The following is an 11,538-nucleotide window of genomic DNA, read 5'->3' on the forward strand; positions in this document are numbered from 1 at the left end:
CTGAAAGTGGCGGGCATCCGCCAGCTGCTTTTAGGAAAAAAGCCCACAAATGCAAAATCAGGAGGAGAAAAACGATTCGGTTTTCTCCTCCTGATTTATTTTAGGGGCTATTTAGACAGCCCCTGTCATAAAGAATGCCTATAAAATCAGAGCAGCAATCATTCCGAATATAAATAACGGAATATTATAATGTAGAAAGGTTGGCACACAAGTGTCCCAGATATGATGATGGCGGCCGTCCGCATTGAGGCCTGCTGTTGGCCCCAGTGTACTGTCAGATGCAGGAGAACCGGCATCACCCAATGCTCCTGCTGTCCCGACCAGGGCGGCTGTTGCCATGGGTGACAGTCCTGCAGCAGCACAAAGTGGTACATAGAGTGCGGCAAGAATCGGGATGGTCCCGAAGGATGACCCGATCCCCATCGTAATAACCAGTCCTAAAAGAAGCATGAAAAAAGCAAGAAGCATTTGCGAGTCCCCGATCATGCCGGTTGTTTTTTCAACCAGTTCGGACACAGATCCTGTTTCCTTCAATACGGTTGCATATCCGGAAGCGACAAGCATGACAAAGGCGATCATCCCCATCATTCCAATACCTTCCTGCACAACCTGATCTCCTTCATTAAATTTAATAACTCTAGTAAGAAACATAATTATAATTCCGGTTAGAGCCCCTAAAACAAGAGAATCCGTCGTTAATTGTATAACCAGGGCTGCCAAGATCGCAATAACCGTAAACGTATGGGCTGTTTTCCAAGAACCGGGATCCGGTTCGTGCGTAAAACCTTCAGCCATGTCCAATTCAGGTATCTCTCTTTGATCAGCTGCTTTGGATACCCGGTCTTTTCTGTAAGAAATGAAAATAGCAATCAACAAACCTATAATCATACCTGAACCTGGAATAAGCATAGACAGGGTTACTTCGTTTAAAGAAATATTCATTCCATTTGCGAGCATTTCATCACGAATGATGCCGTGAAAAATTAATCCAAAGCCTGCAGGAATCATGACATAAGGGGCTTTTAGACCGAATGTCAGAGCAGTTGCAACTGCCCTTCTGTCCAGTTTCAGCCGGTCAAACAGACTGAGAAGCGGCGGGATTAAAATAGGGATAAATGCAATATGGACAGGCACCACGTTTTGCGACAGACAAGCTATCCCGGCAATGGTTAATGCCAGCATTGTTTTTTTGCCGCTAAAAATGTTGAGTATCTGATTTACCAATAGTTTTGTAATGCCTGATAGGCCAATCATAACAGCGAAAATTCCCAGTAAAATATAGCTGAGTGCTGTATTGGCCTGACCGCCCATACCCGAAACCATAAGGTTGATGGAATCAGCAAAGCTCATACCTGATACAAGGCCGGCAGTCAGTGCAGCCAGGATGATTGCAAATAGTACATTAACCCGCAGAAGGCTAAGTACAACCATAACTATAACACTCACGATTACAGCATTTGTTGCCATGATGTTACCTCATTTCTATTTTTTCTACATCCTCTATCATCCGTGTGACTGAAGGAATTGTCAACGGGAAATTGCTGGTGTTTCCTTCAAAGGTCTCCTTATAATATAAACAGAAGACAAAATATTTAGTAAAATACAGGAGTTTCAGTTTTTCTATCGAAAATTCTATTAAAACGAATGATGAAAGGCGGGATGCAGAAGTGATCGAGGTGCAAGATACTCTGAAGAAGGCAGTTTGGAGCCGGTTTGTTCAGGAGGGTGTGCTGGATGAAAACAGGATAAATTATAGAATTGCGGAATCCTGGTATATGTGCCGCCAAAACGGGGTGAACCCATATCACGGAAAAGGCGAAAGCATCCTATTGCAAAACCAATTGCTACAGCGAAAAAATGAAAATCGGACATTTATGCATGCAGCTCTTCCTGTTATCAAGCATCTTCAGAAGTTTTTTGCACATACGAAATCCCTTTTTTTGCTCGTTGATTCTGAGGGATACGTTCTTTATCGGGAAGGCCATCCAGTGGCTCTGGAAAAAGCAGACATAATTCAATTTATTGAAGGTGTCCAATGGACGGAGAAGCAAGTAGGAACAAACGCCGTTGGAACAGCGCTGCGGATCAAGGAACCCATCTCTGTCACCGGACCGGAACATTATGCTGTTGCCTCGCATCCGTGGGAATGCGCATCTGCACCCATTGCGGATGGGGACGGGAAGGTAGCAGGTATTTTAAATGTTTCATACCCGCTGGAGTATGGGACATATGAACATATGCTGCCAGTGGTGGTTTCAGCAGCTTATGCGATCGAACAAAAGTTAATCAGGTCAGAAAGAGAAAAAGAATTAGAACTCATCCGCCAATTTTCACCTATCACTCCCCAAGATACTTTGACACTCTTATGTACTCAAAAAGAAAAAGTCATCTGGCTGACAAGCCAATTGCATAAACAGCTGTCCCACTCCACACCTTTGACTTTACAGGAAATTTTGGCTGAAGGATATAAAGCCACAGCCAAACAGCCGGCCTATTCCAAAAACCAGGAGGAAGTGATCGGATACAAAGTCTGTCTGGAAAAAACAGATGAAAACCAAATCTCAAAAGGAAGATCCATCCATTCTTCGTTTCAATTAGATGGTGTCATGGGAATAAGCAGAAGCTTTCAATCTTCCATAAAAAAAGCTGAAAAAGCTGCCGAGACAAATATCACTGTTCATTTAACCGGAGAAACAGGAACTGGAAAAGACGTAATGGCTCGCTCGATACATGTAAACAGCTCAAGGAAAAACGGCCCCTTTATAGCTGTAAATTGCGGGATAATTCCCAAGGAGTTGATTGCCAGTGAGTTATTTGGATATACAAGAGGTGCTTTTACAGGTGCCGATCGAAAAGGGCATAAAGGGAAGTTTCAACAGGCAAACGGGGGAACCCTCTTTCTTGATGAAGTCGCGGAAATATCACATGAAATGCAAGTTGCTCTCCTAAGAGTTCTTGAAGAAAAGAAGGTTGTCCCTGTCGGCGGTTCCAAGCCCGAGCCGGTGGATGTAAGAATTATTACCGCAACCCACTGTGATTTGACTGAATTAGTACGGAAAGGAAAAATACGGAAAGATTTGTTCTATAGAATTTGCATTTATCCTATTCATTTACCGCCATTAAGGGAAAGAATGGAGGACCTTCCTTTCTTTATTCAGGAGTATTGTGAGAAAAGTAAATGGCCCATGTCGTTTTCCACAGAAATGATTAAGTGTTTGGAGACATATGACTGGCCCGGAAATATTAGGGAACTATACAATTTTCTTGATCGGCTGCGTGTAGAACTTGGCAGCAATCCGCCAACAACGGAGGTATTGCAGTCCCTTCTATATTCCATGGGTCCCTCTAATGAAAAGACAGGTGCATTACATTCAGAAGAGCCATTAACACTCAGAGAGCGAATGGAAAAGGATAAAATCGTAAAAGCTCTTATAGCAGCCGATGGAAATATTACAAAAGCGGCAGCAAAGTTAAATATTTCTCGCAGCACATTTTATAGGAAAATAAAAAAATATGAGTTATGACATGGAGAAAAAATGAGACAAATTGAGACGCTGTATCAATTTGTCTTATTCCGGGAAAGAATCAGATGTCGATCGGGCATCTGATTTTGTTGTTCGTCCGGGATTTTCCTCCTCAGTCATGATTGGCATAAAAATTGCAATAACAATATAGGTGATGAGGGCTTTAAAAACTATTGATTGGAGGAGAGAGAATGACACTTTCACCTGCAGCCAGTATTACAGATCAAAAAGCAAAATGGATGTATCAGAAAATGTGTGAGATCCGCCAATTTGAAGACAAGGTCCATGAAATTTTTCAAACAGGAGTTCTGCCGGGATTCGTGCATCTTTATGCAGGCCAGGAAGCAGTAGCTGTTGGCGTATGTGCCCATTTGGATGATCAGGACAGCATTACGAGCACCCATAGAGGGCATGGCCATTGTATTGCCAAAGGGTGCGACTTAAATGGAATGATGGCTGAAATATACGGAAAAGTAACGGGGTTATGTAAAGGAAAAGGCGGCTCTATGCATATCGCAGATGTGGAAAAAGGGATGCTTGGTGCCAATGGAATCGTGGGAGGGGGTTTTCCTCTGGCCGTTGGTGCCGGGTTGACAGCCAAAACACTCAACACAGATGCGGTAGCTGTCTGCTTTTTTGGTGATGGTGCCAATAACCATGGAACATTCCATGAAGGGATCAACATGGCTGCTATTTGGAAGTTGCCGGTCATTTTTATTGCGGAGAACAATGGCTATGCCGAAGCTACACCTTTCCATTATGCATCCAGCTGTAAGAGTATCGTTGATAGAGCAGCCGGCTACAATATTCCGGGAGAAAAAGTAGACGGCAAAGATGTAATGGCTGTGTATGCTGCGGCAGAGCGTGCCGTTAAGCGGGCTAGAAATGGGGAGGGTCCTACGTTAATTGAATGTGTGACTTACCGAAATTACGGTCACTTTGAAGGAGATGCTCAAACCTATAAGAAAATGGAAGAAAAAGAAAAGCATTTAACCGAATTGGATGCCATCGCCAAATTCCGCGAGTATTTGGTATCCAACCGATTAGCAAGTGAAAGAGAGTTGGATGAAATTGATATGGAAGTGAAGGAAGCAGTAGAAGAAGCGGTGAAGTTTTCAGAGGAAAGCCCCTACCCAACTGAAGATGATCTGTTAAAAGATGTCTATGTTTCTTATTAAAAATGATGGAGGTGGAAGATAGATGGCAAGAATGATATCGTTTGCCGATGCGTTGAATGAAGCCATGACCATTGCAATGAGACGCGATGAGAAAGTGATTTTAATGGGAGAAGATGTAGCTGGAGGAGCAGATGTTGATCATTTGCAGGATGATGATGCATGGGGAGGCGTCATGGGGGTTACAAAGGGGCTGGTAACTGAATTTGGCAGAAACCGGGTACTGGATACACCGATTGCTGAAGCCGGATTTATTGGTGCTTCTGTAACCGCAGCAGCAACGGGCCTTCGTCCAATAGCAGAGCTCATGTTTAATGATTTTATTGGAAGCTGCCTGGATGAAGTAATGAATCAGGGGGCCAAACTGCGCTATATGTTTGGAGGAAAGGCGAAGGTACCGCTGACGATCCGGACGATGCATGGGGCAGGCTTCCGGGCAGCAGCCCAGCACTCTCAAAGCCTATATGCACTATTTACCCATATTCCCGGTTTAAAGGTAGTGGTACCCTCGACACCAAGAGATGCAAAAGGGCTTTTATTGACTTCTATTTTCGATGATGATCCCGTAATCTTTTTCGAAGACAAAACGCTTTACAATATGAAGGATGAAGTGGAGGACGACTTCTTTACCATTCCGCTGGGAAAAGCGGATATTAAGCGTCAAGGAACGGATCTGACGATTGTCGCTATCGGAAAACAAGTTCATACTGCATTGGAGGCTGCGGAAAAACTGGCGAGGAGAGGGATTGAGGCTGAAGTCGTTGATCCCAGAAGCTTGTCCCCGTTAGATGAAGAAACCATTTTAAACTCGGTAGCAAAAACAAACAGGTTGATTATAATTGACGAGGCAACACCAAGATGTAACGCTGCCACAGATATTTCAGCACTTGTTGCCGATAAAGGATTTGACTATTTGGATGCACCGATCAAAATGATCACAGCCCCACATAGTCCTGTTCCATTTTCACCTGCGCTGGAAGATATTTATTTGCCATCAGGAGATAAGGTTTTAAAAGTAGTTGCAGAAATGATCGGTGATGAAGCGGTTGCTGTTCAATAACATCACCAACCCTATTTTAAAAATCTGGACTTTTTACAAGAAGGCGTGTTATGTACAAGCCGTGCATAACGCGCTCCTTTCTATATAAATAATCACAGGAGGGCGGAATATGGCAGTAGAGATTATTATGCCCAAGCTTGGAATGGGAATGAAGGAAGGAACGGTTGTTGAATGGCTGAAGGAGAAAGGGGAAGAAATTGAAAAAGGAGAATCCATCGCGGTCATTAGTTCGGAAAAAATAGAAAAGGATATCGAAGCTCCGGAAAGCGGTACCCTTATTGAAGTGGCGGTTGAGGAAGATGCGACCGTTGCTGTAGGCGAACCAATTGGATATATCGGTCAGCCGGGAGAAAAAATAGATGCGCTCCCCACGGACTCTGCCCCGGTTACCGTTGAAAAAGAAACAGCTGCTGCAACAGAAATAGCAAAAAAACATCCAACCATAAGTATGCAAGTAAAAGTGAGGGTTTCGCCGGCAGCGAGAAAGCTGGCCAAATCCGAAGGGATTGACATCAATGCCATAAAAGGGACGGGACCACAGGGGAGAATTACGAAAGAAGATGTTGAAAGAGAGATGAACCGAAAACAAGGGGAAGCTGCTAAAACACTCCCGCCTTCGGAAAATAAACCATCTGATCCTGTATCTGTCAAACAAGTTACCGGTATGAGAAAAGTGATTGCAGAAAGAATGTTCTCAAGCATTCAACAAAGTGCCCAGCTTACGATCCATATGAGAGCGAATGTAACAGAGATGCTCGCGTTGCGTAAAAAGGTCAACTCCGGGCAAGACCGGAAATTAACTGTTACTGATTTTGTTGCCAGAGCAGCCGTATTGGCATTGCTAAAACATCAGCAAATCAATAGCACATATATGGATCACGAGATTCACTCATATGAAACAGTACATCTTGGCATGGCCGTCGCGGTGGATAACGGCCTCGTTGTTCCCGTTATACGCAAAGCTGAACAATATTCCATGGAGGGGCTTGCTAATCAGATTAAAGAGCTTAGTACAAAAGCAAGGGAAGGATCCTTGGAAACTCACGAAATGAAAGGATCTACTTTCACCATTACAAGTTTGGGTGCTTCCGGAGTAGAGTTTTTCACACCGATACTCAATCCTCCGGAGGTAGGGATACTAGGTGTGGGGCTGATTACAGATACACCGGTATTTGCAGGTGAAACATTGGAGCGCCAGTCGATGCTTCCATTAAGTTTGACCTTTGACCATCGGGCCATTGACGGAGTCCCAGCCAGTGAATTTCTCTCTGCTATCAAGGAAATGCTGGAAAACCCATATCAAATGCTAATTAAATGATAGGAACGATATGTATGCGAGAGCGGTTGCTGCAGGACAAGTAACCCATTACATGTCTCGGTACATATAATAACGCAATGTTTCGTACGCACCCCCTATGGAACGAAACATTGCGTGTTCTTATGATTCCATATATAAAATGGAGGATGTGGCTTCTCCGCTGTTAATGTGTGTAAACATAGCAGCAAGTGACCCGATGAGTTCTTTGGCATCCTGTATTTCGATCTTTGGTGAAAGATATACGATTTGAAGAGCTTTTGTTGTACGAGGGGTAACGGCTGTACGAGACGAATCAACAAATGGAGTGCCAAAAGGACCCTCGTTATCTGCTGCGACAAGCAAATGTTTGGCGTGGTTCAGGCGGCCGTTCAGTCCTTCGTAATATTCATCCTCTTTCCCGGAGCGAATCTCCACGCTTCCTTTAATAAATTCCCGGTCGTAAATCCCGAGAGGGATTCTATATTTCAAAGAAAAAAAGTTATTTAGGTCTGCTGCGGAGTTTGTGGAAGGGAGATAGTTTTGTTTCTTAATCCGCCGATACAGCGCCTCTGCCGAATGTCTATATCGATTCGGATCCTTGCCAAGTGTTTTGAAGATCGATCTCCACTCCCTTATCTCTTCATAATCCGTAACGCTGTGATCTTCCAGCTCAAAAAACGCAGATTCCTGAAAGAGCTGCAGCCTCCCTTTAAGCATTTGCGGCGAATCTCCGATTGTGATGTTGTCATATTCAATGACGCCAATTTTTAAATCCGGAATTTTTTCGAAAAGAGATGAGTCTATGGATACTTCCAACCTTTTCACCTCCAAATTTCTTTTAAAATAGTTTATCATATAGTTGCAGTTATGACAGTTAGCCTGCTTGGCTTGACATAGAGATTTGCTGGGAAAGGAGGTTGTACGATGAATTACAATCAATTAAAAGAAGACATCATTTCATTCAGCCGGCAAATCGGAATTGATAAAATTGGTTTTACAAGCGCAGATCCCTTTACTGAAATGAAAAATCTCCTGATCAGACAGGAGGAGCTAGGCTATCAATCCGGTTTTGAACATAAAAATATTGAGGAACGAACACATCCGGATTTGATTTTTGAGGAACCCAGATCCATTATAGCAATTGCGCTTGCTTACCCTTCCAAAATGAAAGATGCTCCACGCGGAGAAAAAGGAGCGCGGCGCGGAATATTCTGTAAAGCCTCCTGGGGTGTAGACTATCATGTCCTTGTCCGTGAAAAGCTTGAACAGCTCGAAGCTTTTATTCATGAAAGGGTCCGTGAGGCCAGGATGAAATTAATGGTGGATACCGGTGAACTGGTGGACAGAGCCGTTGCAGAACGTGCCGGGATCGGCTGGAGCGGAAAAAATTGTTCAATTATTACACCGGAGTTTGGCTCGTACGTGTATCTTGGAGAAATGATCACTAACCTTCCCTTTGAGCCCGATGAGCCGATTCTTGATCAATGCGGGGAATGCACGAAATGTCTGGACGCCTGTCCAACAGGTGCACTTGTCCAGCCGGGACAATTAAATGCTCAAAGCTGTATTGCCTTTTTAACTCAGTCCAAAAATTTTATTCCCGACGAATTTCGAGAGAAGATCGGCAACCGCCTGTACGGATGCGATACATGCCAGACGATATGTCCGAAAAATAAAGGAATGGATTTTCATCATCATCCTCAAATGGAGCCTGACCCTGAAGTCGCCAAACCTTTGCTGCAGCCGCTCCTTGAGTTGTCTAATAGGGAATTCAGAGAACAGTTTGGAGCAGTTTCGGGCTCCTGGCGGGGGAAGAAGCCGATCCAGCGGAATGCGATTTTGGCTTTGGCTCATTTCAAAGAAGAGAGTGCCGTTCCGGATTTAATCAGGGTATTAAACCACGATGTTAGGCCGGAAATCAGGGGAACGGCAGCCTGGTCCCTTGGAAAAATCGGTGGCAACGAGGCAAAAGCTGCCTTGCTCCATGCAAAGGCAATAGAAAAAAATAAAGATGTGTTACATGAAATTCATAAAGGTCTTCAGTTTTTCATGGAAGAAGATATAGGATAGATTGTGCGGACAACAGGTATGTCCGCTTTTTTTGTCAAAAAATGTTTGAAAACATGTCCAGTGGGAACGTAGTAGTAGTGTAAGGCAAAATACTTCTAAGGAGGAATCTCAAATGGCTAACAACAATAAAGATCGTAAGATGTCAGTAGAAGAAGCAGGTCGTAAAGGCGGCGAAGCCACTGCAAGAAACCACGACAGAGATTTCTATGAAGAAATTGGCCGCAAGGGCGGCGAAGCGACTGCAGAAAACCATGATAGAGATTTCTATGAAGAAATTGGCCGTAAGGGCGGCGAAGCGACTGCAGAAAACCATGACAGAGAATTCTATGAAGAGATTGGCCGCAAAGGCGGCGAAGCGACTGCAGAAAACCATGACAGAGAATTCTATGAAGAGATTGGCCGCAAAGGCGGCGAAGCTACATCTGAAAATCACGACCGTGATTTTTACGAAGAAATTGGTGAAAAAGGCGGAAATGCCCGAGCCAGACAGCGTGATGACGAGTAAATTCAACAAAAGGTTAACAATTGATATTCTATAAGAAAAAGGAAGGTACTCTTCATGGGTGCCTTCCTTTTTTGTGAATATATTAATGATTAAATTAGTAATGACTCATATACCGATGAATTGTTTTCTTTCGGGGTTCCTGTGAATCAGCTAATTCGAGGATCGTCCCATTGAAAATCACTTGCAAAATATTCACACGTAAATGAATTTTTGTTGCTTCATGAAGAAGCAGCCTCAACGCCAAAAATCTTTGCAATCCGCTTGAGGATGTGTCTTGATTTATCCTGTTGTCATCTTCCCGTTTTTCCGATAAACCTCTGTTTCCCAGCATATATATTGGGGAGGAGGGATGGCATGAGAAAGCAGCTTCAGGGAGTGCTGGAAAGAAGAGTGAAGGAGATTGTAGGGGAAAGAAAAGCGAAAGATGAACAGGTGATTCGTAAAAAGGAAACGATGGCTAAAAGGAACGCGGAGATTGTCAAGACAACTGCAGTGGGAAATATTATACATGCTGAAAGAAAAAACGATGAACACCATTTAATTTATCAAATTCATTGGAAGCATTATATTAAGCAGCGGGGATTATTTTATATAGAAGAAGAAATTGAGAGAAGAGAAGCAGCATTCAAGCATCAGCGTCTGGCGGCAGATAATGAATTACCGATAAAATATGCTGAATCCATGCAGTCAAGAATGGTTAAAGAGAATAGGGATTTTGGAATGGAACGCTACTCCTATGACCGCCTGAAAGCTGTCCAATATGCAGAACGGTGGTGGAATGATTATAATCCTGCGTATGAAAAGTTTGATGTAGATTGTACAAACTATGTTTCTCAATGCTTATTTGCAGGCGGCGCTCCAATGAGGGGTTATCCTGACCGAACTAAGGGATGGTGGTACCGGAATAGAAATTGGAGCTATAGCTGGTCCGTTGCCAATGCATTAAAAGTTTATTTGGAGCACTCAACTGCCGGCCTGCGTGCAGCAGAGGTACAGGATCCACGGGAGCTTCAACCGGGCGATATTATTTGCTACGACTTTCAAGGGGATGGCCGTTATGATCATAATACCATTGTGACGGGAGAGGATGCAGATGGAATGCCGCTCGTCAATGCGCATACGTATAACAGCAGGATGAGATATTGGGCATATGAAGATTCATCGGCATACACCCCAAATATTCAATATAAATTGTTTCATATTCTTGATGGCCAGTCATAATAAAGGGATTACACCTCATATACCTCCCTGTTTTCAATCAAACTGCAAAGTGTTATAATAAGACGGTTATATAGTTGAATGAGGTGACGACAGTGGCCATACATGTTGTATTATATCAGCCTGAAATTCCTGCCAATACCGGAAATATTGCGAGGACGTGTGCAGCAACAGATACTTGCCTGCATCTCATCCGGCCTCTGGGATTCTCAACGGAAGATAAAATGCTCAAGCGGGCAGGACTCGATTATTGGAAATTTGTCAACATTGTTTATCACGATTCTATAGAGGATTTCTTTGCCGGCAGTAAAGGCGGGGAATATTTTTTCCTGACCAAATACGGCCGAAAGCCCCATACTTCGTTTTCGTATGATGACCCGAAAATTAATTATTATTTTATTTTTGGAAGAGAAACGGATGGGTTGCCGAAAGAATTGCTGGAAAAGTATCAAGATAGATGCCTGAGAATCCCAATGACCGAAAATGTCAGGGCATTGAACCTGTCCAACACAGCTGCCATTTTGGTGTACGAGGCCCTTCGGCAGCAGGGATATCCCGGATTAAAATAAAAAGGAAGCTGACGGCAGACAGCTTCCTTTTTATTAATTCTTTAGCCGGCAAATGTTACTTTTTAAATACACCTGGCTTATCTTCACGGCCTGATGCAAAAATTGCAGAAAGAAATGAAA

General features: G+C 43.5%; 10 protein-coding genes. 8 read left to right on the top strand and 2 right to left on the bottom strand.

Going from position 1 to position 11,538, the window contains the following annotated elements; genetic code table 11:
• Positions 1-138 precede the first annotated feature (138 nt).
• The gene (locus tag ACFSCZ_RS11010) at positions 139-1,467 is read right to left on the bottom strand and encodes a Na+/H+ antiporter family protein (RefSeq protein WP_380773983.1); all 1,329 of its coding nucleotides are present in this window, start codon (positions 1,465-1,467) and stop codon (positions 139-141) included.
• A 200-nt stretch (positions 1,468-1,667) separates the two neighbouring features.
• On the opposite strand from ACFSCZ_RS11010, the gene ACFSCZ_RS11015 reads away from it, so the two are divergent.
• The 4 genes from ACFSCZ_RS11015 (at position 1,668) to ACFSCZ_RS11030 (ending at position 7,077) form a co-directional block, all read left to right on the top strand.
• Positions 1,668-3,524: a sigma-54-dependent Fis family transcriptional regulator gene (locus ACFSCZ_RS11015; RefSeq protein WP_380773984.1), complete on the top strand. Its 1,857-nt coding sequence runs from the start codon at positions 1,668-1,670 to the stop codon at positions 3,522-3,524.
• Between the two features lie 191 nt (positions 3,525-3,715).
• Positions 3,716-4,702, top strand: a complete 987-nt coding sequence (locus ACFSCZ_RS11020) for a thiamine pyrophosphate-dependent dehydrogenase E1 component subunit alpha (RefSeq protein WP_380773985.1) — start codon at positions 3,716-3,718, stop codon at positions 4,700-4,702.
• A gap of 22 nt (positions 4,703-4,724) precedes the next feature.
• Positions 4,725-5,759 carry an alpha-ketoacid dehydrogenase subunit beta gene (locus ACFSCZ_RS11025; protein ID WP_380773986.1) on the top strand — a complete coding sequence of 345 codons (1,035 nt, stop codon included), beginning with the start codon at positions 4,725-4,727 and terminating at the stop codon, positions 5,757-5,759.
• A gap of 109 nt (positions 5,760-5,868) precedes the next feature.
• Entirely contained in the window at positions 5,869-7,077 is a 1,209-nt protein-coding gene (locus ACFSCZ_RS11030) for a dihydrolipoamide acetyltransferase family protein (protein ID WP_380773987.1), read from the top strand.
• 120 nt (positions 7,078-7,197) lie between these two features.
• Here ACFSCZ_RS11030 and ACFSCZ_RS11035 read toward each other — a convergent pair whose 3' ends face one another.
• Positions 7,198-7,872, bottom strand: a complete 675-nt coding sequence (locus tag ACFSCZ_RS11035) for a B3/B4 domain-containing protein (protein ID WP_380773988.1) — start codon at positions 7,870-7,872, stop codon at positions 7,198-7,200.
• Between the two features lie 108 nt (positions 7,873-7,980).
• Here ACFSCZ_RS11035 and queG point away from each other — a divergent pair, with 108 nt between their 5' ends.
• The 4 genes from queG to trmL all read left to right on the top strand — a co-directional run bounded on the left by queG (position 7,981) and on the right by trmL (position 11,418).
• The gene (queG, locus tag ACFSCZ_RS11040) at positions 7,981-9,126 is read left to right on the top strand and encodes a tRNA epoxyqueuosine(34) reductase QueG (RefSeq protein WP_380773989.1); all 1,146 of its coding nucleotides are present in this window, start codon (positions 7,981-7,983) and stop codon (positions 9,124-9,126) included.
• 112 nt (positions 9,127-9,238) lie between these two features.
• On the top strand, positions 9,239-9,631 hold the full coding sequence (locus tag ACFSCZ_RS11045; RefSeq protein WP_380773990.1) for a KGG domain-containing protein: 393 nt from the start codon (positions 9,239-9,241) through the stop codon (positions 9,629-9,631).
• Between the two features lie 354 nt (positions 9,632-9,985).
• On the top strand, positions 9,986-10,852 hold the full coding sequence (locus ACFSCZ_RS11050; RefSeq protein ID WP_380773991.1) for an amidase domain-containing protein: 867 nt from the start codon (positions 9,986-9,988) through the stop codon (positions 10,850-10,852).
• Between the two features lie 92 nt (positions 10,853-10,944).
• Entirely contained in the window at positions 10,945-11,418 is a 474-nt protein-coding gene (gene trmL, locus ACFSCZ_RS11055; RefSeq protein WP_380774062.1) for a tRNA (uridine(34)/cytosine(34)/5-carboxymethylaminomethyluridine(34)-2'-O)-methyltransferase TrmL, read from the top strand.
• Positions 11,419-11,538: the final 120 nt, after the last annotated feature.

Origin of the sequence: Siminovitchia sediminis (assembly GCF_042680885.1) — a bacterium.
GTDB classification, from domain to species: domain Bacteria; phylum Bacillota; class Bacilli; order Bacillales; family Bacillaceae_C; genus Siminovitchia; species Siminovitchia sediminis.

Excerpts from the sequence above, each read along its gene's own strand:
- ACFSCZ_RS11010 (WP_380773983.1), bottom strand. The coding sequence starts at position 1,467 with ATGGCAACAAATGCTGTAATCGTGAGTGTTATAGTTATGGTTGTACTT.
- ACFSCZ_RS11020 (WP_380773985.1), top strand. The coding sequence starts at position 3,716 with ATGACACTTTCACCTGCAGCCAGTATTACAGATCAAAAAGCAAAATGG.
- ACFSCZ_RS11025 (WP_380773986.1), top strand. The coding sequence starts at position 4,725 with ATGGCAAGAATGATATCGTTTGCCGATGCGTTGAATGAAGCCATGACC.
- ACFSCZ_RS11030 (WP_380773987.1), top strand. The coding sequence starts at position 5,869 with ATGGCAGTAGAGATTATTATGCCCAAGCTTGGAATGGGAATGAAGGAA.
- queG (WP_380773989.1), top strand. The coding sequence starts at position 7,981 with ATGAATTACAATCAATTAAAAGAAGACATCATTTCATTCAGCCGGCAA.
- ACFSCZ_RS11045 (WP_380773990.1), top strand. The coding sequence starts at position 9,239 with ATGGCTAACAACAATAAAGATCGTAAGATGTCAGTAGAAGAAGCAGGT.
- ACFSCZ_RS11050 (WP_380773991.1), top strand. The coding sequence starts at position 9,986 with ATGAGAAAGCAGCTTCAGGGAGTGCTGGAAAGAAGAGTGAAGGAGATT.